Source organism: Candidatus Mycobacterium wuenschmannii (genome assembly GCF_030252325.1).
In the GTDB taxonomy this organism is placed as follows: domain Bacteria; phylum Actinomycetota; class Actinomycetes; order Mycobacteriales; family Mycobacteriaceae; genus Mycobacterium; species Mycobacterium wuenschmannii.
This window is the reverse complement of sequence record NZ_CP126981.1, coordinates 131,061-154,578: the sequence shown is the minus strand read 5'-3', so window position 1 is coordinate 154,578 and position 23,518 is coordinate 131,061. Positions and strand designations below refer to the sequence as shown.

General features: G+C 65.0%; 30 protein-coding genes. 14 read left to right on the top strand and 16 right to left on the bottom strand.

Going from position 1 to position 23,518, the window contains the following annotated elements; genetic code table 11:
• The first annotated feature begins 68 nt into the window (after positions 1-68).
• On the top strand, positions 69-845 hold the full coding sequence (locus tag PT015_RS00815; RefSeq protein WP_285188132.1) for an enoyl-CoA hydratase/isomerase family protein: 777 nt from the start codon (positions 69-71) through the stop codon (positions 843-845).
• Here the strand turns inward: PT015_RS00815 and PT015_RS00810 are convergent.
• The 3 genes from PT015_RS00810 to PT015_RS00800 form a co-directional block, all read right to left on the bottom strand.
• Positions 842-1,582 carry an SDR family NAD(P)-dependent oxidoreductase gene (locus PT015_RS00810; RefSeq protein ID WP_285188130.1) on the bottom strand — a complete coding sequence of 247 codons (741 nt, stop codon included), beginning with the start codon at positions 1,580-1,582 and terminating at the stop codon, positions 842-844. The genes PT015_RS00815 and PT015_RS00810 overlap by 4 nt on opposite strands.
• The gene (locus tag PT015_RS00805; protein WP_285188128.1) at positions 1,569-1,832 is read right to left on the bottom strand and encodes a hypothetical protein; all 264 of its coding nucleotides are present in this window, start codon (positions 1,830-1,832) and stop codon (positions 1,569-1,571) included. The genes PT015_RS00810 and PT015_RS00805 overlap by 14 nt, the downstream gene beginning before the upstream one ends.
• A gap of 63 nt (positions 1,833-1,895) precedes the next feature.
• On the bottom strand, positions 1,896-2,039 hold the full coding sequence (locus PT015_RS00800) for a long chain fatty acid-CoA synthetase Faa4p (RefSeq protein WP_285190850.1): 144 nt from the start codon (positions 2,037-2,039) through the stop codon (positions 1,896-1,898).
• A 536-nt stretch (positions 2,040-2,575) separates the two neighbouring features.
• Between PT015_RS00800 and PT015_RS00795 the strand changes: the two genes are divergently transcribed.
• A complete protein-coding gene (locus PT015_RS00795; protein WP_285188127.1) occupies positions 2,576-3,265 on the top strand; it encodes a cutinase family protein in 690 nt (229 codons plus the stop codon).
• 266 nt (positions 3,266-3,531) lie between these two features.
• Here PT015_RS00795 and PT015_RS00790 read toward each other — a convergent pair whose 3' ends face one another.
• Positions 3,532-4,581 (bottom strand): aldo/keto reductase, encoded by a 1,050-nt coding sequence (locus tag PT015_RS00790; protein WP_285188126.1) that lies wholly within the window; start codon positions 4,579-4,581, stop codon positions 3,532-3,534.
• Positions 4,582-4,655: 74 nt separating this feature from the next.
• Between PT015_RS00790 and PT015_RS00785 the strand changes: the two genes are divergently transcribed.
• Genes PT015_RS00785 through PT015_RS00770 form a run of 4 tightly spaced genes read left to right on the top strand, consistent with a single transcriptional unit; the run spans position 4,656 to position 6,583 of the window.
• A complete protein-coding gene (locus PT015_RS00785; protein WP_285188125.1) occupies positions 4,656-5,183 on the top strand; it encodes a TetR/AcrR family transcriptional regulator in 528 nt (175 codons plus the stop codon).
• Between the two features lie 38 nt (positions 5,184-5,221).
• The gene (locus tag PT015_RS00780) at positions 5,222-5,563 is read left to right on the top strand and encodes a VOC family protein (protein ID WP_285188123.1); all 342 of its coding nucleotides are present in this window, start codon (positions 5,222-5,224) and stop codon (positions 5,561-5,563) included.
• Positions 5,564-5,591: 28 nt separating this feature from the next.
• Positions 5,592-6,293 (top strand): DUF6308 family protein, encoded by a 702-nt coding sequence (locus PT015_RS00775; RefSeq protein ID WP_285188121.1) that lies wholly within the window; start codon positions 5,592-5,594, stop codon positions 6,291-6,293.
• Positions 6,290-6,583: a hypothetical protein gene (locus PT015_RS00770; RefSeq protein WP_285188120.1), complete on the top strand. Its 294-nt coding sequence runs from the start codon at positions 6,290-6,292 to the stop codon at positions 6,581-6,583. The genes PT015_RS00775 and PT015_RS00770 overlap by 4 nt, the downstream gene beginning before the upstream one ends.
• On the opposite strand, the gene arr is transcribed toward PT015_RS00770, so the two are convergent.
• From arr to PT015_RS00750, 4 genes are all read right to left on the bottom strand, one after another.
• Entirely contained in the window at positions 6,580-7,029 is a 450-nt protein-coding gene (gene arr, locus PT015_RS00765) for an NAD(+)--rifampin ADP-ribosyltransferase (RefSeq protein ID WP_390887907.1), read from the bottom strand. The genes PT015_RS00770 and arr overlap by 4 nt on opposite strands.
• Positions 7,010-7,621: a hypothetical protein gene (locus PT015_RS00760; protein ID WP_285188116.1), complete on the bottom strand. Its 612-nt coding sequence runs from the start codon at positions 7,619-7,621 to the stop codon at positions 7,010-7,012. The genes arr and PT015_RS00760 overlap by 20 nt, the downstream gene beginning before the upstream one ends.
• 303 nt (positions 7,622-7,924) lie before the next feature.
• A complete protein-coding gene (locus PT015_RS00755) occupies positions 7,925-8,155 on the bottom strand; it encodes a hypothetical protein (protein WP_285188115.1) in 231 nt (76 codons plus the stop codon).
• A gap of 266 nt (positions 8,156-8,421) precedes the next feature.
• The gene (locus PT015_RS00750) at positions 8,422-8,715 is read right to left on the bottom strand and encodes a hypothetical protein (protein ID WP_285188114.1); all 294 of its coding nucleotides are present in this window, start codon (positions 8,713-8,715) and stop codon (positions 8,422-8,424) included.
• Between the two features lie 241 nt (positions 8,716-8,956).
• Here PT015_RS00750 and PT015_RS00745 point away from each other — a divergent pair, with 241 nt between their 5' ends.
• A complete protein-coding gene (locus PT015_RS00745; RefSeq protein WP_285188113.1) occupies positions 8,957-9,832 on the top strand; it encodes an alpha/beta hydrolase family protein in 876 nt (291 codons plus the stop codon).
• A gap of 125 nt (positions 9,833-9,957) precedes the next feature.
• Here PT015_RS00745 and PT015_RS00740 read toward each other — a convergent pair whose 3' ends face one another.
• The 5 genes from PT015_RS00740 to PT015_RS00720 all read right to left on the bottom strand — a co-directional run bounded on the left by PT015_RS00740 (position 9,958) and on the right by PT015_RS00720 (position 12,896).
• Positions 9,958-10,215 (bottom strand): DUF3297 family protein, encoded by a 258-nt coding sequence (locus tag PT015_RS00740; protein ID WP_285188111.1) that lies wholly within the window; start codon positions 10,213-10,215, stop codon positions 9,958-9,960.
• Between the two features lie 175 nt (positions 10,216-10,390).
• Complete coding sequence (locus PT015_RS00735) at positions 10,391-10,684, bottom strand: hypothetical protein (protein ID WP_285188110.1); 294 nt, start codon at positions 10,682-10,684, stop codon at positions 10,391-10,393.
• 70 nt (positions 10,685-10,754) lie between these two features.
• Positions 10,755-10,877 carry a hypothetical protein gene (locus tag PT015_RS00730; RefSeq protein ID WP_285188109.1) on the bottom strand — a complete coding sequence of 41 codons (123 nt, stop codon included), beginning with the start codon at positions 10,875-10,877 and terminating at the stop codon, positions 10,755-10,757.
• A 778-nt stretch (positions 10,878-11,655) separates the two neighbouring features.
• The gene (locus PT015_RS00725; protein ID WP_285188108.1) at positions 11,656-11,811 is read right to left on the bottom strand and encodes a hypothetical protein; all 156 of its coding nucleotides are present in this window, start codon (positions 11,809-11,811) and stop codon (positions 11,656-11,658) included.
• Positions 11,811-12,896 (bottom strand): S-(hydroxymethyl)mycothiol dehydrogenase, encoded by a 1,086-nt coding sequence (locus PT015_RS00720; RefSeq protein WP_285188107.1) that lies wholly within the window; start codon positions 12,894-12,896, stop codon positions 11,811-11,813. The genes PT015_RS00725 and PT015_RS00720 overlap by 1 nt, the downstream gene beginning before the upstream one ends.
• 246 nt (positions 12,897-13,142) lie before the next feature.
• On the opposite strand from PT015_RS00720, the gene PT015_RS00715 reads away from it, so the two are divergent.
• Genes PT015_RS00715 through PT015_RS00705 form a run of 3 tightly spaced genes read left to right on the top strand, consistent with a single transcriptional unit; the run spans position 13,143 to position 17,090 of the window.
• Entirely contained in the window at positions 13,143-13,709 is a 567-nt protein-coding gene (locus PT015_RS00715; protein WP_285188105.1) for a TetR/AcrR family transcriptional regulator, read from the top strand.
• A gap of 60 nt (positions 13,710-13,769) precedes the next feature.
• Positions 13,770-15,446, top strand: a complete 1,677-nt coding sequence (locus PT015_RS00710) for an acyl-CoA synthetase (protein ID WP_285188104.1) — start codon at positions 13,770-13,772, stop codon at positions 15,444-15,446.
• Between the two features lie 30 nt (positions 15,447-15,476).
• Positions 15,477-17,090, top strand: a complete 1,614-nt coding sequence (locus PT015_RS00705; protein ID WP_285188103.1) for a 4Fe-4S binding protein — start codon at positions 15,477-15,479, stop codon at positions 17,088-17,090.
• Between the two features lie 47 nt (positions 17,091-17,137).
• Here the strand turns inward: PT015_RS00705 and PT015_RS00700 are convergent, their stop codons facing one another.
• Positions 17,138-18,493, bottom strand: coding sequence for an alpha/beta hydrolase domain-containing protein (locus PT015_RS00700; RefSeq protein ID WP_285188101.1), 1,356 nt, complete (start codon positions 18,491-18,493; stop codon positions 17,138-17,140).
• 150 nt (positions 18,494-18,643) lie between these two features.
• On the opposite strand from PT015_RS00700, the gene PT015_RS00695 reads away from it, so the two are divergent.
• From PT015_RS00695 to PT015_RS00680, 4 genes are read left to right on the top strand one after another with little or no spacing between them, the layout of a single operon-like run.
• Positions 18,644-19,870: a cytochrome P450 gene (locus tag PT015_RS00695; RefSeq protein ID WP_390887906.1), complete on the top strand. Its 1,227-nt coding sequence runs from the start codon at positions 18,644-18,646 to the stop codon at positions 19,868-19,870.
• Between the two features lie 15 nt (positions 19,871-19,885).
• The gene (locus PT015_RS00690) at positions 19,886-20,506 is read left to right on the top strand and encodes a TetR/AcrR family transcriptional regulator (protein WP_285188099.1); all 621 of its coding nucleotides are present in this window, start codon (positions 19,886-19,888) and stop codon (positions 20,504-20,506) included.
• A 26-nt stretch (positions 20,507-20,532) separates the two neighbouring features.
• Positions 20,533-20,952 carry a cupin domain-containing protein gene (locus PT015_RS00685; RefSeq protein ID WP_390887905.1) on the top strand — a complete coding sequence of 140 codons (420 nt, stop codon included), beginning with the start codon at positions 20,533-20,535 and terminating at the stop codon, positions 20,950-20,952.
• Positions 20,953-20,956: 4 nt separating this feature from the next.
• Entirely contained in the window at positions 20,957-21,601 is a 645-nt protein-coding gene (locus tag PT015_RS00680) for a TetR/AcrR family transcriptional regulator (RefSeq protein ID WP_285188098.1), read from the top strand.
• Between the two features lie 31 nt (positions 21,602-21,632).
• On the opposite strand, the gene PT015_RS00675 is transcribed toward PT015_RS00680, so the two are convergent.
• Both PT015_RS00675 and PT015_RS00670 read right to left on the bottom strand, forming a co-directional pair.
• Positions 21,633-22,553 carry an alpha/beta fold hydrolase gene (locus tag PT015_RS00675; protein ID WP_285188096.1) on the bottom strand — a complete coding sequence of 307 codons (921 nt, stop codon included), beginning with the start codon at positions 22,551-22,553 and terminating at the stop codon, positions 21,633-21,635.
• Positions 22,550-23,461 (bottom strand): helix-turn-helix domain-containing protein, encoded by a 912-nt coding sequence (locus PT015_RS00670; protein WP_285188094.1) that lies wholly within the window; start codon positions 23,459-23,461, stop codon positions 22,550-22,552. The genes PT015_RS00675 and PT015_RS00670 overlap by 4 nt, the downstream gene beginning before the upstream one ends.
• Positions 23,462-23,518 lie beyond the last annotated feature (57 nt).

Here is a 23,518-nt window from a genome sequence, read left to right as displayed (position 1 = left end):
GAACATCAACCAATATTGAGGTCAAGGGTCGGTTCAGTCGAATTCGCCGCACCGTGTTCAATGCCTTCATGAGTCATCACATCCGCGTCGAGGTGTCCGACGATCACGTCGCCACCGTCGAATTCGCGCGCGGCGACCGCAATCACTTCGATGCCGCGCTGATCGCCGACCTCGCCGACACGTTCGAGCGCCTCGACGCTGACGCCCACGCCCGGGCGATCGTGCTGTGTTCGTCGGGTCGACACTTCTGTGCAGGCGCGGATCTGCCGGGCGCACTCAGCGGGACCCAGCCGACGGTGGAGCGATCGAGCGGATCGCTGTACGACGAGGCGGCACGCCTGTTCGCCGCGCGCACCCCGGTCGTCGCCGCCGTGCAGGGTGCCGCGGTCGGCGGTGGCCTCGGGCTCGCCCTGGTGGCCGACTTTCGCGTCGCCGGCCCGTCGACTCGATTCGTCGCGAACTTCAGTCGCCTGGGTCTGCATCAGGGGTTCGGCATCACGGTCACGCTGCCGGCAGTCGTCGGAGCTCAGCGCGCCCAGGAGTTGCTGTACACGGGACGTGCGGTGCCCGGTGCCGAAGCGACCAGCATCGGGCTGTGCGATCGACTGGCCGCGGACGACACCGTGCGTTCGAGCGCCCACGCATTCGCCGCCGAGATCGCGGCGAGCGCCCCGCTCGCCGTGGCGTCGATCCGCCAGACGCTGCGTGGCGATCTTGCGGATCGGGTCCGCGCGGCGACGGCCGTCGAGCAGACCGAGCAGATCCGGCTCGCGGCGACCGCGGACTTCGTCGAAGGCGTGACCGCCACGGCCGAGCGGCGGGAACCCCGGTTTGTCGGGTCTTAGCCGGCGCCCTTGCCGTTGTCGACCCGATAGACGGCGCCGTGGACGGCGGCCGCTGCGTCACTGGCCAAGAACGCGATCACGTTCGCCACATCGAGCGGCTGCATGATGCCGCGCGGCGATGCCGTCCGCATGATCAGGTCGAAGTTCGGGTTCTCGGGTGCGACGAACTGCTCGATCTGCGGTGTCAGCATGCCGCCGGGGCAGACGGCGTTGACGCGCAACCGATCCGCGGTGTACTCGACCGCCAGCGCGCGGGTGAGGCCGATCAGGCCATGCTTGGCCGCGCAGTACCCGGCCGAATACGCCTGGCCCTCGACGCCGGCGATCGAACTGACGTTGACGATGTTGCCGCCACGCTCCAGCAGATGCGGCAAGGCCGCCCTACACAAGTGAAACGGCCCGTTCAGGTTGACCGCGAGATCCTGATCCCAGTCGTCGTCGGTCATCGACTCGGTGCGGCGCATCTGGTGTCGCCCAGCGATATTGACCAAGACGTCCAGGCCGCCCCACTCGGCTGCGCACTGCGCGATCGCGTCGCGGCATGCTTGCGCCGATGAGATGTCCACCGATGCGTGGGTGCCGCGGTCGATCTCGGCGAACACCTCGGCCAACCGTTCGGCGTCTCGACCGACGCCGAAAACCGTTGCGCCCTGGCGGGATAACAGTCGGGCCGTCGCCGCACCCAAGCCCGACGATGCACCGGTGACGAAGACGATTTTGCCCTCAAGCGTTGACATGCCAGCGCCTCACCCACATCCGCGTGACGCTACTCCGACGCAGACCGAGCGATGCGAGCATTCTCAGGCGAATCCGACGCACGGCAACCAGGACCAGCAGATCGACGGCCCGCCTGCTCAACGCGACCCGGCTGGTGCGCCGCCTCCAGGTCGCCGGGGCCGACGCTGCGCGCCGTCCACAGACATAGCCGGCGGACGCCGCCAGCACCAAGGCGGCGAACACCGCGAGCACCGTCATGGTGATGAGCATTTCTGGTCACCGTCGCGCTGAGGTCACGCGCGTGACACACCTCGGCCACTACCGGGCCAGCGGCTAGCCGAGCTCGCTGTCGACGTGGACGGCAACGTAACCGATCGGGATCCCGGTCCACATCGCGATGCACTCTCGCGCCGCAAGCTCGACCGCTGCGCGACGGGTGGCGCGGGTCGCTCGGCCGATTTCGGGGATCTGGATCATCCAGCCGTCGGCGTCGCGAGTGACTTCGATGTCGAAGCACTGGCCGACCGTCGGGCTTGTGACGCGGGACGTAAATCGCTGGGCGCTGCGCACCTGTCGGGGGCGCACCAGCACGGACTGAATGGGCATGGCCGCTTTCTGAAGTCGAGAACTAACCGCGCGCAAGCGTATTGCGGATACGACCGAAAACCTAATCGACGGCGGACGCATCTACGCCGATCTTGAAAAGAGGGATCTGAACTGCGATTTATTGCCGTGTCGACGAACGAAAACCACCACGTGTCACCCGCAGTTTTCCGGACGGCAAACACAGCCGGAATGAACCCGGCCGGCCGTGGCGTTGATAGGAGCTGAGTTTGACCAGCGTGACTACGGGATATCAAGATGACCATTGGCATCGACGCCGAAGTCCACGCTGCGGTGGAGTCTTCCACCACATACGCTGCAAAAATCGCGACCTCGCTTTAACGAAAGGCCCCACCGTGCATTACTCGACCGGCTCTGGCATTTCGCCACTGGCATGGTGTGCGCAGTCGATGACCAAGCTGCTTCAGTGGGCGGCCGTTCTGACCCTGCTGTACGCCGCGGCCGTGACCACGCCTGCGATCAGCAAGGCTGCCGCCGACGGACAGTGCGCCGACGTCGAGGTCATCTTCGCCCGCGGCACCCTCGAGCCCCCCGGTCCCGGGACCGTCGGCCAGGAATTCGCCGATGCCCTCACCGGGCGTCTCGGCGGCCGCTCGGTCGACGTCTACGGCGTGAATTACCCTGCGTCGCTGAACTTCTCTCAGGCGGCCGACGGAGTCGCCGACGCCGCCAACCGGGTCATGGACACCGTAAACACCTGCCCCGCCAGCAAGATCGTGCTTGGCGGCTACTCACAGGGCGCCGCGATCGCCGGTTACATCACCTCGGACACCGTCCCACCCGGCTACACCCTGCCGGCGGGCATCTCCGGGCCGTTGCCACCCAACGTCGCCTCGCACGTCGCCGCGGTCACCCTGTTCGGCAAGCCCTCCGCCGGGTTCCTCAACCTGGTCGACCGCGACGCTCCGCCGATTGCCATCGGCCCGCTGTACGCGGGCAAGACGCTGGAACTCTGCACCCCGCAGGACCCGGTGTGTTCCTCGGGCGAGGGATTCAGCCGGGCCGCCCACAGCGCCTACAAGACCAACGGCATGACGGATCAGGCGGCCGACTACGCCGCTAACAAGCTCGGCCGCTGAGCCCGGCGATCAACACGTCGAGGCACTGCTCGAATCGGGAGTCCGGCGACCCGCTAGGGACATGCGGGCCGACTCGCGCCGCGATGGCGGGACGCCCGCATCGACGACGAGTCGTTGCGTCAGCGAATCAACTTGCTGCGCAGCGCTTTTAGCGGGCTGATTCCGACAGTTCCACTGAGGCGAGCGTGGCCTCGGCGATGAGGTTCAGCAGGTCAGTTTTTTTGCACCGTTAACTTCTCGCCGACGAGGCTGCGGCGCCGCCTCCGTCAGGCGTTGACGAAGCCCGGAATCCGGTCCCGGATCCGTTGGGCGACAGCCTCGTCGGAGATGCCCTGGAAGTCGTACCGCGGGGTGTACGGCCGTTCCAGCGAGTGGACTTCATCGGACGTCAGTGTGATGTCCAGTGACGCGACCGCGTCGTCGATCTGAGCGGTGGTGTTGGCGCCGACGAGCGGTGCCGCGACGACAGGCTGATGGCGTAGCCACGCCAGGGCGATCTGGGCCCGCGAGACGCCGCGACGCTCCGCGATAGCGCCGACGGCGTCGATGATGTCGCGGTTGGCCTGCTCCCCCGCCGGCGAGTAAAGCATGTCGGCGAAGGCCCCGTCGGTCTCGGCGCGCGCGGTCGACTTCGCATCGTCCCAGGCGCGGGCCAACCGGCCGCGAGCCAGCGGACTCCACACGATCGTGCTGACCCCTTCGTCGAGGCAGAGCGGAATCATCTCGCGCTCCTCTTCACGGGCCAGCAGGTTGTAGTGATTCTGCATCGACGCGAAACGTGCCCAGCCGTGGTTCTGTTGGAGGTGCAGCGCCTTGGCGAACTCCCACGCCGGCATCGACGAGGCACCGAGGTAGCGGACCTTGCCGGCCTTGACCAGATCGTGCAGCGCTTCGAGCGTCTCCTCCAGTGGCGTGCCGTGATCGTTGCGGTGGGCTTGGTAGAGGTCGATGTAGTCAGTGCCGAGCCGTCGCAGGCTGTGCTCGACCTCGGCCATGATCGCCTTGCGGGACAGGCCCGCGCTGTTCGGCCCCGAACGCATCGGGTGGCGCAGCTTGGTGGCAATTACAACGTCGTCGCGAACGGCGAAGTCGGCGAGCGCGCGACCCAGGATTTCTTCACTGGAGCCGTAGGAATACATGTTGGCGGTGTCGAAGAAATTGATGCCGGCCTCGAGGGCGTGGCGAATGAGTGGGCGGCTGGCCTCCTCGTCGAGCGACCAGACCGGGTGGCCACGGTTAGGGTCGCCGTACGTCATGGCGCCGATGGCGATCGGTGAGACGTCGAGGCCAGTGCTTCCAAGCTTGATGTATCGCACGGTGCTCCTTTAGGATTTGTGGAGAGGTCTCCATTTAACTTAACGGAGATCTCTCCGGATAACAAGGAGCGGCCGTGGTGCGATCGGATGCCCGAGAGAATCGGGCTCGGATACTGGCCGCCGCGCTCGAGGCGTTCACCGAAGACGGCAATGCCTCGATGAATCAGATTGCCCAGCGCGCCGGCGTCGGCCCCGGGACGCTGTATCGCAACTACCCGTCGCGTGAAGTGCTGGTGTTGGCCGTCTATCAGGACGAGGTCGACCGACTGGTCGAGTTGGCACCGGAATTACTCAGCGCCGCAACACCATTGGCGGCGCTGAGGGAGTGGACGACGGCTCTGGTGGAGGCGATGCGGAAAAAGCATGCCTTCGGCGACGCACTCAGCCCAAGCGCACACCAGACGATGGCCGAGAGCTCCTATGCGCCGGTAATCGCGGCGATTGCAAGCTTTCTCGATGCCGGCAAGGACGACGGGTCCATCCGAGCCGATGCGGAACCGGACGACTTCCTGCAACTGACGGGCGCCTTGTGGCGCGCCCCATCAGAACGGTCGCAGCCGATGCTGACGCTCATTCTCGACGGGCTGAGCACGCGGCGCTGACGGCGGGATCTGTCGGAGCCTCGCGCAATACTGCCGTGATGCCGCTCAACGCCTCAGCCCTGATGCAGGTTTCCTTGCTCGTCTCTGACCTAGACTCCGCCGCGGATTTTTACCGCGCCCTCGGGCTGAGTTTCGCGTTTGTCGAGGAATCTGGCCGAACGCGATACGCGGAGTGCGTGGCAGACAGCGTCGCGATCATCCTCTACCCCCGTGGCGCCGAGAACGCGACGCGCATTGCGCTCGGTTTTCGGGTTGACGACATTGACGACGTTTCCGCGGCCCTCACTCATCTGTCGGTGCGGTTCGAGCAGCCGCTACCGCATTTCCTCAGGACAACAGACCCCGACGGCAACCGCGTTCACGTCTCGCAGCCGCGTTGAAGGGCGCGGATTTCGTAGAGTGCAGCGCATGACAGCTGATCTGGTTGCGAAAGACATCGGTGAAGCGCTTCGCGACGAGCTCGGACTCGGCCATCGCGAGCCGTTCGAGCCACAGACGGCGGCCGATTTAGTGCGCGACTATATGGGCGGCAGGTTCACGGGTGCGGCATTCGATACCTATGGCAGCAACGACCCGGGTCGCATCTCCTCCGACGATTTGGTCGCGGTGACCATGCTGTCGATCTCGATCAGAGAAGGAAGCACGTCGGCACTGCGTCCGTCGACAATCCTCAAGCTGCAAGCTGATTCGGTCCGCGTTGAGTCGTGGCTGCAGGAACTGCCGACGAACCGGGGTCTGCATACGCTGAGCTCGACTGAGTTCGAGTCGTGGCTAGGGTCGGAGTCGCCCGGCGACCAGCTCTACCGCTTCCTACGCAGAGAGCTCGACGTTCCACGCGTGGCCACTCACAAGCTACTTGCGCGAAAGCGCCCGCTCCTCCTGCCGATCCGCGACTCCGTTGTCGAAAAGGCTCTCGGGTTGGGCAATCGCAACGACCTGTGGTGGCGTCCATGGTGGTCCGCATTGCACACCAACGACGCCGTCGTCGCGCGGCTTCGGGAGATACGCGATCTCGCCGAGGTGCCCGATCTAAGCCTGTTGCGAATCGCCGACATCATCATCTGGCTCAGAAACCGCAGAGGGCGTCAGTCTCCGGTATCTCCCGGATGATCGAGCATCTGCTCGAGCCGTCGCTGTTGCAGGTCACGGCGTCGGTCGCGGACCTCCGTGTGCAAAGTCCGCATGTCCTCAAGAAACTCTGTGGGCCATTCGGCGATCGGCGGCAGCATCACCATCAGTTCAAGGATTCGTGCCCGCCGTTCCGGATCGGGTGTCCTGTCCGCGATCTGGCCCAACAGCTCGTGAATATCAGCATCTCGCGAATCGACGAGATCGGATGGATCCATCCGCACAACATAGGAGCCGCCACCGACATCCGACTGACTCAGCGCGCGCCCTAGTCGTAGATGACCGCCAGTCCCCGACGGCGGAGATCGTCGAGGAGCTCTCGCATCGTGCCGAGTTCTTCGGCAGAGTGTCCGACCCAGCCGGTCAGCTCGCCGACGATCCGCACCGGCTCGCGGGTACGAAACGACTGCGTCGGATTCCCGGGGAGCTTCTTGTCGGTGACGTTGGGGTCGTCTTCGATCGTGCCTTGCGGCTCCACGAGGTAGATCCGGCACGGGCCGTCGCCGAGGGCCATCTCGGCGCCCCAGGCGGCCGCGTCCAGTGTTCGGGCCATGTACACGTGGTTGGAGATGCGCCCCGCTTCGTAATTCGACGGCATCCCGGGGACCAGCAGCTCCCCCTCCGCGAGGTCGGCTTTCGTGCCGTGCAGCAGAGCACCTGACTCGTGAACTTTGAAAGGGACTGGCCCGCTTGTCATCTCAATCCAACCTGTCGTCATGGTCGTCAGCGGTACGTGTCGAAGGGTCCGCGATCGCGGCGAATTCGGCCGCCAGACCGGGACGGTACGGCGAGTCGGATGGGCACGCTGCTTCGAGATAGGCACGCGCCCGGTCGCGTTCGCCGAGCACCAGAAAGGCGGCGACACCGTATGTTTCCCGCCCGCCGCGAAAACCGCCGCCTTCGGCGAAGCCACGGACGGTCCGACGCGCATCGAGATACGGCAGCACGCGCTCTCGCAGGTACCCCTCGAGCCACGGCACGTACCTGTCCAGATCGGCCGGTGCACGAAATGTCATGGGCGGCGGGTTGCGCACCAGCGTTGCCAGAAGCTGACGATCGACCAAATCCGGCAAGGGGCCGGACAATTCGGCCTCGGCTCTGATCGAGCGAGCCGTCTCAGCCACTTCGGGCATCTGCAGCGAGGTGTGGAGTGACAGCACGATCGAGTCCTTGGCCCAGTTGGGCCGCAGCATCAGGTAGAACTCGATACGCTGCTTGCCGCTGTCGACCGCACGGATGTAGGCGACGCCTTTCGCGGGGCGCTTGAATCCCTCTGCCGCCAAGGCCTCGTCGAGGTTCGCGCGCAGCATGTCCCGCACCCACGCCGTTGCGGTGCGGCGGTCGACCAACCCAGCACCCGCGCCTGTTGCACCATCCACAGTCCACCCGCTTCTTGCCATGATTTGCTCGTGGCCCGCGATTCTGCTCGATCACCCCGGTCTTGCCGCAAGCCCCCCAGTCGGCTATAAATTGAAAGGGGCGGAGGTACAGCCCATTTCATTCGCGCAATCGACCCTGTAATCGACGCGGCGTCTGACGTGTCTAAGTCGTGGTGCGCGGAAATCGAAATCAATTGCCGGACTGATTAATCCGCGATCCGATCGACAGGAATGTCAGTTAGCGGGAGGCGGCGGGTCAGCCGAGATCGCCCCGGCGCAGCCACCGGGCGGCGGCGGTCCGGGAAGAGGTTCGTCGCCGCCGACGCAGTCGTAGTGGAACTGCGGGCCGGCCGCCCAGGTTTTCATCCACTGGTGCCAGAACGAGCCATCGGGGTACTTGTCCCCGTCGCATACGCCGAGACTGTGGTAACCCCATCGCCCACCCGGACAGAAGCCCTTCGTCATGTCCGGCTGATGCGGATCCGGCGGATCCGCATAGGCGACCGCGGTTGAAAAAGAGAGCGCCGCAACGCAACCGAGTATCGCGACTGCGCGGCGAGTAAGTGTGAGTAACACTGCGACCCCTTCGCGCCCAGCGGATTTCCGCGACGTCCTACTCGAACACCGCGATGCTACGTGCGGTTGCTGTCAGGTAGCTGACGACTTGGAAAGAGGTGCTTGAGCACACTCGATATCCGCGGGCGGTGTTGCCCCTCGACGCTTCAGACGCCCTAGGAGACGACCTCGAGGTGTCGCGGTGTCACCGCCGGCTCGTCGGCCTCGACGGCCGCGGCCAGCTTGGAGAATTCGAAGCAGGCCCGCGAGACCAAGTAGTTCGTCGGTTCACCGGCACGGGCCGCGAAGGCGATATCGAGGAGCGCGAGAGTCAGGGGCCCGTCGTACATCCCGCTCCCCGGCGGGAGTATCGATCCCGACAAGACACGGCCGAGCGCAGTTTTGAACTCGCGCAGCAATTCGTCGTAGGTGGGCGGTTGCCGCAACGACTCCGCGAACGCAGATTCCACTTTCACTCACCTTCCAAGCCACGGAAAGACGGCTGGCGGTCTCAGCGTCCGGTTGGCGTCGTTAGTACCCGAATGTGGCAGTCACAAACCCGGAATCGCCGAGCCGCACTCGTCATCGTCGCCCTTGTGGGCGGGTGACCAGCGATTCTGTGGCATGGCCCGGACCTTGCCGGACGCGCCCAGGTGAGCTATACATTCAAAAGGGCGGGGATACAGCACTTTTCAATACGGGGAGATCACGATGGGGCTATCGCAGCCCCCACGATGCAGCCGACGCGCGGCCCTGGCCGCCGCGGGCGGTTGCGTGATGTCGCTGGCAGGCTGGGCGACGGCGCGATCCCGGGCCGACGACGGCGACAGGAAACCCGCGCGACTCGACTACGGGCAGCTCCCAAGCCAGTACGTCGACATCACGCTTCCGAGCGGCACGTCACCGGCGCCTGTCGCGCTGATCATTCACGGCGGCTTCTGGAGCAACGGGTTCGGCGCCGACCTCGGCCGGCCCCTAGCGGACGATCTGGCCCGTCGCGGATTCGCCGCGGTCAACGTCGAATACCGACGGGTCGGCGTCGGCCCCAACGGCGGGGGCGGCTGGCCACAGACCGGCGCGGACCTGGCGGCGGCCCTCGCCGCACTGGGCGGTGACGGCCAGCGGATGGCGAATGGTCGACTGGATCTGGGTCGGGTTGTGGGACTTGGACATTCGGCCGGCGGCCAGCTGGCGGCCTGGCTCGCCGCTCAGCGCGCGGGCGTGCGCTTGTCAGGTGTGGTCTCGCAAGCCGGTGTGCTGGACATGGTTCAGGCCGCCGAGACCGGGGTGGGCGGTGGCGCCGTCGAGGATTTCCTCGGCGGGTCGCCCGCCCAGGTGCCGGCCGCCTACGCCGACGCCTCGCCGATAGCCCGAGTGCCGTTGGGGGCGCCCTCGATCTGCGTCCACGGCCGCTCGGACAGCGTGGTGCCGATTGAGCAGTCCGAGCGGTTTGTGACGGCTGCGCGTGGTGCTGGCGACCGCCGTGAGTTGCGCGCCTTCGACGGCGGTCACTTCGACCCGATCGCGGTGGGGTCACCCGCGTGGTCGCTGTGCGTTCAAGCGTTGAGCGACCTGACGGGACGCTGACGAAGTTGCGGATGTCTAAGGGTGACTCGCGTCGCCAGAAGGGTCTGCGCCGTAGGGCGGGCGGGGCTCGAACACGCGACCAACGGGCTACGAGCCCTTAGCGGTCACCGCGAAGCGTCCGCAACTCACATCTTCTCTCGGAAGAACGGCTCGACAGTACCGCTGAGCTTTATGACCATGGGATTTCCGCGGCGATCCTTTGCGGTAGAGACCTCAACACGAATCCAACCCTCGGCCACGTTGTATTCGTGAACGTTGGTCTTCTCGGCTCCGTTGAAGCGAATTCCCACATCGCGGCGGAGCACTTCTTCGCTATAGAAGGCGCTGCGCGGATCGACGGAGAGGTGATTCGGTGGAAGGTCTGCGTTCCGATCTTCTGGCATGACAGCTCTCGTTGTTGCTGCGTTGGGTTTTCGGATAAGACCCAGGCCGCAGCGGGTTCTCTTTTGTGGAGCTAAGGGGATTCGAACCCCTTCCCTGAACAGGTAAAACCATAGCTTAACTGCAGTCTCAGTCCGTCTCGTTCCGGTCCGGTCCCATTCGTCACCTTCGGATTCGTCATTGGGTCTTGACGCCGTCAATGAGGCAGCGCCGCACGCCGGTCCGAGCTATGCCGGCCCGCGCCGTGCTCACATTCGGGCTCTGCCATCGCGTATCGCCGACGCCGCACGCGGCGTCATTCCCCGCGAGGATGTCGCCGCCGCGGCAGAACACACAGTCGCACTCGAACAGCCCGACATCGTCGCCGAGATCGCGTCGTTCACCTCCCGTGGCCACGCCGGTAGGCGGGCAACAGTTGGAGACGACCCCGTCGGCGGACAGCGGGCGCATATCCCAGATGGCAAGGATCACTGCAGCAAGCTGTCGGTGCGCCGAGCCTCCGCCCGACATACGACCGGGCCGGCCACTCACCGAGCAGGTTCTACTGACCGGGATTGCTGATGCGCACGGCGGTGATGAACCGGGCAATCTCGAGCATGAACCCTAGCAGCGTTAGCGCCGCGCCAACGGTGTCCCGGTACTCGGGCCACAAGACGAATGTCACCAGTGCCGCGCACGTCACAATCACACCCAGAACAGCGATTACGACCGCTACACGGCTGGGCGACCTCGGCGCAGGACTTTGCCCTGACCAGCGGTCGTCGTCTATGTTCATTTTGTCTCCTCCGTTGAGTTGGAACAGTGGGTGGAGTTCGAGGCGGCTCCCGTTCGTGCGGGGGCCGCTTTCTTTGAGTGATTGGGCCACTGTCGCCCCGAACCCTCCAGGTCAGTACGGGTTTAGCAGCCCACCCAATAGGCGATCAAACATTGTGCACTCGATCACTTTTCTTGACGTGTTGTGATGTGTTGCACAGCGTTCGGGTAGATGCCGAGATCACAGCATTATTCGAAGTGTTATTTGAACCGTGTCGAATAGTTGCCGATTGTCTACAGTTGGCTCTCGCATATTTCTTTTTGGAGCCAATATTGCTATCGCGCAACCGTTTTGAGACCCAGCCGATCCGCGCAACGGTCTTTAGTAAAGTGTTATTAGTCACCGCGACCACACGGCTCGATAGTCGGTCGGCCTGACGGTTACCGCAGCCGGAACTGCGACGGCAGTCAGCGACCGCGGCTAACGGTTGACCGCTGTCCGTCGCGATCGAATTTGCCGTCGGCGATCGCAACAATCCCGCTGATGAACCCGACACCGAAACCGCCAAGATCCGGTATCTGTTATGCCAGCTGCGAATTCGACCGACGCCACGAACACCGCACCGCACTAAGCGGTGGCCGCAGAGAACGACAACGGGACCGCACCCAAGGCCGCGGCGGCTGGCTTATTACGGCTTCGGTCTCGAGCTCATCGCGGAACGTCGCGGCGTCTCGGCGGTCACGATCTGGTCGGTCTTGACGGCGGCATGCGGCCGCGGGCGCGCTCCGCTGCTGCCGTCGAGTTCGAAGGTTCCGTGGGTGACGATTCTTTCGATGTTGGCCATTACAGGATCACCACCGAGCGCAGCACCTTGCCGCCGTGCATCTTGTGGAACGCGTCTTCGACGTCGTCGAGGGCGATGCGTTCGGAGACGAACTTCTCCAGGGGCAGACGACCTTGCAGATACAGATCGACCAGGGTGGGGAAGTCGCGTTCGGGCAGACAGTCGCCGTACCACGACGACTTCAGCGACCCGCCGTGGGAGAAGAAGTCGACCAGCGGCATCTCCAGTATCATGTCCGGTGTCGGAACACCCACCAGCACAACGGTTCCGGCGAGGTCGCGGGCGCAGAACGCCTGCTTCCAGGTCTCCGGCCGCCCCACCGCATCGATGACCACGTTGGCGCCGAAACCGTCGGTGAGGTCCTGAACGGTCTTAACGACATCGAGCTCGCGGGCGTTGACGGTGTGGGTGGCCCCGAACTTGCGGGCCCACTCCAGCTTGGTGTCGTCGGTGTCGATCGCAATGATCCGCCTGGCGCCGACCAGGGCCGCGCCGGCGATCGCCGCATCGCCGACGCCACCGCAGCCGATGACCGCGACGGTGTCGTCACGGGTGACCGCACCGGTGTTGATCGCCGCGCCGAGGCCGGCCATCACGCCGCAGCCCAGCAGGCCGGCGACCGCCGGGTCGGCCTCGGGGTTGACCTTGGTGCACTGCCCGGCCGCCACCAGCGTCTTGTCGGCGAACGCGCCGATGCCCAGCGCCGGGGTGAGCTCGGTGCCGTCGGTGAGCGTCATCTTCTGCTCGGCATTGAAGGTGTCGAAGCACAGGTGCGGGCGACCGCGCTTGCAGGCCCGGCACTGGCCACAGACGGCCCGCCAGTTCAGCACGACGAAATCGCCTGGCTCGACGGCGGTTACGCCGGGGCCGACCGATTCGACCGTGCCCGCGGCCTCGTGGCCCAGCAGGAAGGGGTACTCGTCGTTGATGCCGCCCTCGCGGTAGGTCAGGTCGGTGTGGCACACCCCGCACGCGGTGATGTCGACGACGACCTCACCCGGCCCCGGATCGGGGATCACGATGTCGACCACCTCGACGGGGTCGCCCTTCTTCCGCGAGATCACTCCGCGCACTGTCTGGCTCATGACTTTCCCACCTTCACTCATCGGACCGCGGGCCGCTGCCCTAATCGAGTAATTTTAGACATCTGTCTCAATTAGCGAGCATCAGAGATGGAGAAGCAGTGCTCGGAACCCCGGCCAGGCAGCGCTTGGGTTGCGAATATGCTCTTAAAATGTGTTCTTAGAACGGTTTTAACCTGCGGTGTTGGTGGTTCATCCGCGTTGATCTATTCTGGACGAGTGTCCAGTAATTGTGTGACTGTTGATGCGGTGCCCGCCGGTTCCGCGTCACGACGCCCCGATCGGCGTCCTGCACAGACGATCCGCAAGCTCCTTGATGCCGGCCTGGAGGAGCTTCGCACCTCGACCTATAGCGGGGTCACGATGCGCGCAGTGGCTGCACGGGCCGGGGTGTCCCCGGCGAGCGCCTACAGGTATTTCCCATCGAAAGATGCGCTGGTCGCCGGGCTGTATCTGGAGTTGCTACAAGACGCTCCCCGCCATGTCGACGTCAACGATTCCGCTTTCACCCGGGTGTCGTCAACGATGCGGGATATGGCTCTCGTGGGCGCTGACGAGCCTGAACTGACCGCGGCTTGCGCCGCTGCGTTGCTGGCCGACGACCCTGCGGTGAGCCCTGTGCGTCTCGAGATCGCCAACGAGGTGTCGGCGCGCATCCGATCGGCGTTGGGGCCAGGGTGGACCGAATCCGCGAAGTCCACATTGGAGATGGCGTTCGCGGGCGCCATGATGGCCGCCCGCGTGTTAACCGTCGATCAGATTTTTGACCGCCTTGATGACGCCGTCGCCTTGGTTCTGGGTTGCGGAGCTCCCTGAACCTGTTGTTGTCCAACATATCTGGCCGTGTGCTATCACAGCACGAGCTGAAGGAGCCCAATGCCGCCTGACGCAGATTTCAACCTTGCTGAGGTATTTCGCACTGTGGCCCGCGCGGTGCCGGATCGCCGAGCTGTGTTGTGGGGCGACCGTGACGTCACCTTCGCTGAGATGGATCGCCGCTGTGACGGTGTCGCTCACTACCTGGTGTCGCGCGGTCTCGGTTGCCGCGCCGAGCGTGACGATCTGCTGCCTCACGAATCCGGGCAGGATCACGTCGGGCTCTACCTACGTAACGGCAACGAGTATCTCGAGTCGATGATCGGCGGGTATCGGGCCCGGGTGGCACCGTTCAACGTCAACTACCGCTATGTCGATAACGAGCTGATCTACCTGCTGCAGGACTCTCGGGCTAAGGCGTTGGTTTACAACGCCGAGTTCGCGCCGCGCGTGGCCGCGATCCGCGATCGCGTCCCGGATTTGGAGATCCTCATTCAAGTAGCCGATGACAGCGGCCACGCGTTGTTGCCGGATGCGGTGGACTACGAGTCGGTCGTAGCGACTCCCCCACCACGGACCGGTATGCCCACGCCTCGTGGCGAGGATGTCTTCCTGCTCTACACCGGTGGGACGACGGGCATGCCGAAAGGAGTGTTGTGGCGTCAGCACGACATCTTCGTGTCGTCGATGGGTGGAAGGCCGTTCGGTTCGGATCTACCGTGCGGCTCGTATTCCGAGCTCGCCGACCGCGCAGGCGCTGCAGCAGGACCGGGCGGGGCGGCGTCGGTTCTGCTGATCACACCGCTGATCCACGGTGCCGCGCAGTGGGCAGCGTTCACCATCTTCAGCATGGGCGGATGGGTCGCCTTCCCCGACGATGTCGAATCGCTGCGGCCGCAGCAGATCCTGCGGCTGGCCGAACGGGAGCGCGTTATGAGCATCCCGGTCGTCGGGGACGCGGTTGCGCGCCCGCTCATCGACGAGCTTGAACGCGGCGGCTACGACCTTTCCGGGTTGGTGTCGATCAGCAACGGTGGTGCAGCATTGACCCAGACCGCGCGATCGCGGCTGTTGGCGATCCTGCCGAACCTGTTAGTCATTGACGCCGCCGGCGCCTCGGAATCGGGTCTGCAGATGAACTCGATATCGACACACGAATCATCGGCCGATGCTGCAATGTTTACTCCCAGCGCCGAAACCGGGGTCATTTCTGTAGATTTCGGCCGGGAGCTGTCCCCCGGTGAGGGTGACGGCTGGCTGGCCCGGCACAGCCTGATCCCGCTGGGCTACCTCGGAGACGCCGACAAGACCGCGCGTACCTTCCCCGTTATCAAAGGAGTGCGATGGTCGGTCCCCGGAGACCGCGCCCGCCTGCTGGCAGACGGCCGCATCGAGCTTCTGGGCCGCGACTCCATCACGATTAACTCCGGCGGCGAGAAAATCTTCGTCGAGGAGGTCGAACGCGCTCTCGCAACCCACCCCGACGTCTACGACGTCGTCGTAGTCGGACGGCCCTCCGCGCGGTGGGGCAGCGAAGTCGTGGCGATCATCGAGGCCGTCGAAGGTACTGACCCTTCCGATGCCGACCTGATCGACGCATGCGGGCGCCATGTGGCCCGTTACAAGCTGCCCAAGGCGATTCTGCGGACCACCGCGATCGCGCGTTCACCGTCCGGCAAAGCCGACTACCGCTGGGCGGCGCAGATCGCCGCTGAAAACGCTGCTCCGACAGCCTAATTCACAGAGCAATTTTCGCGGAGGTCATCCATGCCCTATGTCATTACACAAAACTGCTGCAAGGACGCCAGCTGCGTGCCGGCGTGCCCGGTCGACTGTATCCGCCCTGTCGGTGACAGCGCGGGATCTCCCGACACCGACATGCTTTACATCGATCCCGAAGCGTGTATCGACTGCGGCGCCTGCGTCGAGGAATGTCCCGTGGATGCGATCCACTACGACGAGGACTTGCCTGCCCAGCAGGCGCGCTTCAAAGAGATCAACGCCGCATATTTCGCGCACCATCCGCTCGAGCCAGCGGCACCGGTGAGCTCGCCCAGTCGTCGTGCGGTATCGGCCGGCCCGCTACGCGTAGCCGTCGTGGGTGCCGGTCCTGCAGCGTGCTACACCGCGACCGAACTGCTGGCCATCGACGGGGTACACGTCAACATGTTTGAGCGCCTGCCGGTGCCCTACGGGCTGATCCGCGCCGGTGTCGCACCGGACCATCAGAACACCAAGTCAGTGGTGCGTATTTTCGAAAACGCCTTGAAGAGCCCCCGGTTTGGCTGCTACCTCGACACGGAAGTCGGCGACATACTCACCCACGACGATGTGATGGCCCACCACCATGCGGTGGTCTACGCCGTCGGGGCGGCGGCCAGCCGCGACCTCGGCATCCCCGGTGAAGATCTGCCCGGTTCCCAAGCCGCGGCGCATTTTGTTGGCTGGTATAACGGCCATCCCGACCATTCCGCGCACCAGTTCGATCTGCGCGGTGAACGCGCGGTCATTGTCGGCAACGGCAACGTGGCCCTCGACATCGCGCGCGTTCTGCTGATGGAGCCGCAGGCATTGGCCCGCACCGATATTGCTGACCATGCATTGCAGACGCTGTCCGACAGCAGCATTCGCGAGGTGGTGATCCTCGGGCGCCGCCAGCTACGCGATGCGGCCTTCTCCGTGGGCGAGTTCCTTGCGCTGGGCTACATGCCGGGTGTGCAGGTAATGGTCGAGGGCGCAGACCTGGCCGCGCGTCCGGGCGACGGTGTCGACACCTCAATCAAAATGGCGATCGCGACCGACTACGCGGGCCGCCCCAGCGAACCGGCCGACAAACGAATCGTCTTCCGGTTCGGTGTAGCGCCCGCTGCCGTCCTGGGCACTGACCGGGTGCAGGGGGTGCAGCTTGTACCCACCGATTCCGCTGGCTCCGGCGCCTCCTGCGTCCTGGACACCTCCTTGCTGTTGCGCTCGATCGGCTACCGCGGTGTCACGCCGCCGGGGCTGCACGCTGATGCGACCAGCGGCGCTGTCGCCAATGACGACGGTCGAGCGATCGACGGCGACGGCAGGCCTCTCAACGGTGTCTATGTCAGCGGCTGGATCAAACGGGGACCTCGCGGCGTTATCGGGACCAACCGCGCATGTGCGCAAGCCACCGTCTCGCGCCTGTGGGATGACTATCAGGCCGGCCGACTTAACAGTGATATCGCCCCCGACGGTGAGTTGGATGAGCTTCTGGCACAACGCGGTATCTCCCCTATCGATTGGGCCGGGTGGAAGGCCATCGACAGCGTCGAGCGTGACCGCGGGGCAGCGGCATCACGGCCACGAATCAAATTCACAAGTCTCGAGCAGATGCGCGCCGTGGCGCAGCATTAGAGTCGCCACATACCGATCACGCGAGGGCAGCGGCGCGATCGACCGCCTTATCCCGGGCTCGCCGCGAAGCCGAAAGCCGCTGCGGACAGCGCGATCTGGTGGTCCAGCAACGGCGCCCGGTCGGCGGCCAGCACGCGGCCGTCGCCGACCGCGGCATCGAGGCTGGCGGTGAACTCAGCCAGGTAGCTGTCGCGATCGCGGTAGCGCCGGTGTAGCAGCGGCACCGCGAGCAGGGTTTGGTCGCCGCCCAATTTGCACAGGATGCCCGGAGTCGAGTGCACCGCATAGCACGCCAGCGGGACATCGAGATGCGGTGCACGCACACCCCCAATTGCGTTTCCGTACTCGTCGGTCGACGCTACCGAGATCTGACCTTGTTCTGCTAGAACGATTCTGGGCACCCGTGGCGGCGCCACACCGGCCTCGACCCAATCGAACAGCCTCACCAAGCAGGCCCGCAGCATTGCTGACAGCGGGTAATCCGAGCGCCCGTCGCACCCGGGCATGGCACCGATGTGCGCGGCGCCGGCAATCTCATAGAGCCGATACCGATCACCGTCGGTGTCGGCGTCGTTTCGCCGGACCCATGCGCCTCCGGGGTTGAGGTAATCCTGGTCTGCGGTCAGCCGGGCGATGAATCCCTCGACGTCGGTCTGCGGTATCACTTCGAGCACGGGTGCCGGGCAGGGCGCGATCGGGCCGATCTCCATCGGGAGGATCCAGCTGTTTCCCGAGGAGATCGGAGCCAGGCTCGCCGCGCGCGCGGCTGGAAAGTAGCCATCGAAGAGTGTTGTGTGAGCACCGAATGCCACTGCATAAGTGGCAGTTTCGGTCCCACTCTGCGAATAGCCTCCGAGATATAGACGGGTGATGTCGTGCTCGAGCAGCGGGCTGTGCTTCGACGCTGAGCGCAGCAGGTTCCCGACGTGGGTGATGATGTCCCAGCCGAAATCGTTGGTCGCGATGTCGATGTCGGCGTACCGGGCCGGGTCATGCTCGCGCAGTCGCAGGCCGGAGACGGCGTGGGTGGAGATCCCGACCCAGGTGTCCCCGCACCACTCGAGTAGTGCGCCGACGTGGCACCAGAGCGGATCGTGATCGGCGCCCGAACTGGTGTTGAGTGGCTCCATCAGCACGCGGCCGCTGCAGGCCTCGCCGTCGCGCGGCCGCCGGACGATGATGCGGGTGACATAGTCGCACGGCGGTGCCTCGACTACAGCTATCGGGCCGGCTGCGTTACCGGTGTAGCTGTGCGCTTGGCCATAGATGAGGTATTCGCGTTCGACGTAACCCGTTGCGAGTGCGTCGATTTCATAGCCATCGCAAATTCGCGCGACATGCGCGCTCGTCATGGGTGTTCCGGTGGTGAGCTCGCGCACCACCAGGCTGCTGGGTTGCGTCATCTGGGAAAGCCTGACGGCCGCTGCGGTTGCGGCCTGTATGTGTTGACCGGCATCGTGCCTACTTCGTCGAGATGGCAGATTTGACCATACATATAATCATCCGTGTGTATGGTCATAATTTTTGGTGCCGACCCGGAGGTTTCCCCCGTCATGTCCGTAACCGATGATCCACGCGTCGTGTCGGTGGGCACACGCCCCAACATCGATTTGACCGACGGCGCGTTTTACGCCGACCGTCCACGTGCCGCGTATGCGTGGATGAGGGATCACGAGCCGGTTTTTCGTGACCGCAATGGCCTGGCGGCGGTGTCGACGTACGCCGCGGTAGTGGAGGCCGAGCGCAATCCGGCGTTGTTTTCCAATGCTGGAGGTATCCGTCCCGATCAGCCTGGCTCGCCGATGATGATCGACATGGACGATCCTGCTCACCTCAAACGGCGCAAACTCGTCAACGCCGGCTTCACCCGGAAACGTGTGCAAGACCTTGCCGAATCTATTGATACGTTGTGCGACACCCTGATCGACGCGGTGTGCGAGAAAGGCGAGTGCGACTTCGTCCGCGACATCGCGGCCCCGCTACCGATGGCGGTGATCGGCGACATGCTCGGTGTGCGCCCCGAGCAGCGCGAGATGTTCTTGAAATGGTCCGACGATCTTGTCACTGGATTGAGTTCGCGAGTCAGCGAGCAGACGGCCGCGCACATGGTGCAGACCTTCGCCGACTACAGCGAATTCACCCGCGCCACACTGGCTCAGCGGCGTCTCGATCCTGGCGAGGATTTGATCAGTGTGCTAGTTAACGCCGAAGTCGACGGCGGTCGCCTTGACGACGACGAGATCGTCATGGAGACACTGCTCATCCTGATCGGTGGCGATGAGACCACGCGTCACACCCTGTCTGGTGGCACCGAGCAGTTGCTGCGCCATCCCGAGCACCAGCGCGCGCTTGGCGACGATCTGGACTTGGTGCCGCAAGCCGTTGAGGAGATGCTGCGCTGGACCTCGCCGGTCAAGAACATGTGCCGCCTGCTGACCGAGGACACGACATTTCACGATGCATCACTGCGCGCCGGGGAGAAGGTCATGCTGTTGTTCGAGTCCGCGAATTTCGACGAGTCGGTATTTGATGCGCCCGAGGAGTTCGATCCGTGGCGTTTCCCGAACAATCACATCGCGTTTGGTTTCGGCAGTCACTTCTGCCTAGGCAATCAGCTGGCTCGCCTCGAGCTCTCGACCATGTTGCGCAAACTGCTGGCTCGGCTGCCTGATCTGCGCCTGGCTGATGCCTCGGCACTGCCGCTGCGCCCGGCCAACTTCGTCAGCGGTCTCGAGCAGATGCCGGTGGTGTTCACCCCGTCGGCGCCGGTACTGAGCTGAGAGGCCTGAAAAGCCATGGCGCGTAGGCACGGGTGGGGTGGCGATCCGCCCGCCGACGACGGCGAGGCGACCGAACGCATCGTGGCCGCCGCGGTCGAGCAGATGAGCCGCAACGGCGGGGCTGATATCAGCCTGGCCGATGTCGCCAAGTCATTGGGCGTCATCCGGCAGACGGTGTACCGCTACTTCTCCACCGCAGAGGCATTGATGAAGGCGGCGGCGCTGGCCTCGGTGGAGCACTACATGGCGCGGCTGCAGCGTCATCTGCTCGGAATCCATGACCCTGCAGAGGCGTTGACCGAAGCGGTGGCCTTCACGCTGGAGAACCTCCACCGCACTCCCCAGATTGGGCATTTCCTCGAACACCCCTACGTGGAGGCCAGTAGCGTCGCCGTCACCTCGCAGCGCGCCGCCGTGTTCGGTCGCGAGATGGTGGAGCGGTTCGACGTCGACTGGGCTGCAGCGGGATTTGATGACGCCTTGCTCGAGGAGACGGTGGAATTCGCGCTGCGCACGATGCAGTCGTTTTTTCTGAGCCCGAGTCGTCCACGGCGCAGCCGAGAGCAGCTGCGCACCTACCTTCGCCGGTGGGTAGGGGGCGCACTGGACGCCCACGCCGCGGCGCTGCACCCGTAATGAGTTGTGAGCCGAAGGGATTGGCGATGCCTGTCAGCAAACCTACCGAGCTTCCCGCCGATGGCGGGGGTCGCTGGCCGCACACCGGATTTCGCTCGGTGCGCTGGGGCGACATGGAGGTCGGCTACACGGTGGCCCCCGCGGTCGACTGCGCGCCGGGCTATGTCGGGCTGCCGGGCGATCTGTGCCAGTGCCCGCACTACGGTTATGTTTTCCGCGGTCGGCTGCGGGCGATTTACCGTGGTACGGACTGGCCCGACGACGTCGCTACCGCAGGCGACGTGTACTTCTTCCCAGCTGGGCACACCCTGGTCTACGAGAAGGAGACCGAATGTCTGGAGATCAATCCCGCCGCGGCGCTGGAGGTGTTGATGAACCATTTCGAGCTGATGCTTAGTGGAGGGTGGCCCAGCCCCGGACACGAGTCGTCTGCCACGGAAGGCTGACCCGATGCCGCTTTCGGCGGATAAGGACTGGGCGTGCGACATCGGGCCCGGTCACACCGAACCCGACACCGATCCCGAACCGCATTCCGATGTTCGTCACTACCGTGCAGACATCCTCACCGCAGCGATTGAGAGTGCAGGCTGCGGCGGTTTCCACGATGTGCACATGCGCGATGTCGCCACGCGCGCAAACGTTTCCATCGCAACGCTGTATCACCACTTTCCCTCGAAAGTGCACCTGCTTGTCGGTGCGCTGTCTGCGGAGCTCACCGCCTACGCGGCTGCGCTGGGCGCCACCGGCGCCGGCGCCGTAGGTCGCGTCGAGAGTTTGCGGGGCGGGATCAACGCCTTGATCGACGTGATGCAGCGCCGGGCCGCGGCGACCGACGCGATGACCCATGCCTATGCCGCCGCGTACGCGATGGGCATCGCTGAGGCCGATGTGGTGCGCGCGCAGACGGTCGCGATCTTCACCGACCTGCTAGGTGAGGGGCCTACGCGGCCGTACGGTGAGGTCGCCGAGCTGTTGACCGACGTGTGGACATGGGAGATCTTCGGCCTGGTGCAACGTCGCCGCACCTTCGAGCAGTTCCGAGCCCGGCTGATGGCCACCACTGATGCGCTTGCCCGCCACACCTTATCGGGCTAGTACGACCTGAGCTGACACCGGCGGGGCTGGGTCACGTTGCGATGGCGATGATTTCGGCGGCCAGACCGGCCGGGTTGCTGGATTGAATGGTGTGGCCCGCATCAGGCACCACCGCCCAGCTGGCCCCTGGAATTAGCCCGGCCAGCTCCGCAGCGGCCTCATTGTCGATGACCTTGCTGCGCTGGCCTCTCAGAACCCGTGTCGGAGCATCAATGCGGGCGGCGACGGCGCGCAGCTCGTCACCGAGGGGCAGGTCGATCCCGGCGAATTGGGCGGTGTCGTATTTGAAAGCCAACCGCCCATTGGCATCCCAGCGCAGGTTGGCCGCCGCGCTGTCACCGGCCGCCACGCTGGGGGTTGTGCCGCGGGCAAAAAAGCGGTCGACGTCGTCGAGGTCGGTGAATGTCGGGTTGGCGGCAACGAATTCGTGAACACTGCCCGTGCCCTCTTGATTCATGCCCGGCGCGACATCGACGATCATCAACGCGGCCAGTCCCTCCGGTGAGCGGGCCGCCCAGACCATAGCCCCCATTCCGCCGACCGAATGACCGACCACGACCACCGGCGCCAGCTGCAGTGCACACACCACAGCGTCGATGTCGTCCGCGATGGCTGACGCGCCGTACTGTCCGGGACCGGCCCACCCGCTCTCGCCGTGTCCGCGCAGGTCGAGTGCGACGCAGCGCGCATGGCGCGACACTAGGTTGCCCACAAGATCGAACGTATGCGCGTGCAGCCCGCCGCCATGCAGCATCAGCACGGACGGGCCGCGCTGCGGCCCAGGCCATTCCAGATAATGCAGCTCCGGATCGCGCCCGCGCAGCAGACCTTCGGCGGGCAACACGAGCCGCTCAGCGGAGATTCCGTGCCGGTGCGCCGCCGCGTACAAGCGGTCCAGTCGCGTTGCCGCGGAGTCGAAACGCAATGAGCGCGGCGACAGCGGCAGGCTCATATCGCTGCGGCGGGCTCACCGAGACGCATCTCGCGCGCCTGCGTGGTCGCGCGGTCCGCGGCCGCAACCACGCGGCCGGCCAGCTCTTCGAGTTGGTCGCCGCGCATCGGGCGCCGCGTGCCCAGCACCATTAACGACGCGCTGACCGTGCCGTTGGCGTCGAACACCGGCGCTGAGATTTGCAGGAACTGCACGTCGGCGTCGGAGTCGACTTCGATGGCCAAGTATTCGCTGTGGCGCAAGCGTTCGATCAGCATGTCGCGCTCGCGTCGGCTGGGCTCTGAATCCGGTGCTAGCACTAGGTCTTCGAGGACCTGGCCGAACTGGGGACCGGGTGCGGCGTACACCGAGAAGCTATAGCCGTGGCGGCGGGCGAACTGTAGTGATTGTTGCCACCGCTGCAGGTCGTCGGGCTCGGGTTGCGGGCCCCCACGGGTCAGCCACTGCTCGCTGGCCGCTGGGTCCCAGGCCACGAATACCACGCCGAACGGCGGCGCCAGCGGGATCGCATGTCCGACACGGGCGCGATACATCGTGGAGGGTGCGCGGTCGAAGACGGCCACCGCGCGCGCCTCACCGGCGATGACGGTCGAGACCACCACGCAGGCACCCAGATCGCGCGCGAGCTGGTCGGCCTGCCGGTTGGCCACACTGAGCACGGTATTGGCAGCCTGAGCAGCGCTGGCCAGCGCCAGGCACGATGCGCCCAGCTCGTAGGTCATCTCCCGCTCCCGGCGGTTGACAAAGCCTTGGGCGGTCAGCGCTTGCAGGATCGAATCGCACGTCGCGCGCGGTATCTCCAACACCCGCGAGATCTGGGCGACGGTGTGGGACTCCGAGGGGTGCTCGGCCAGGTACCAGAGAACTTGACCAGCGCGCTGCACCGCGGGCGATGGGTTGATCGGCATAACCGCAATCTTGTCGAATTTTCTTGCCGGACGATAGTCCAGCAGTTAGTGTGCTTA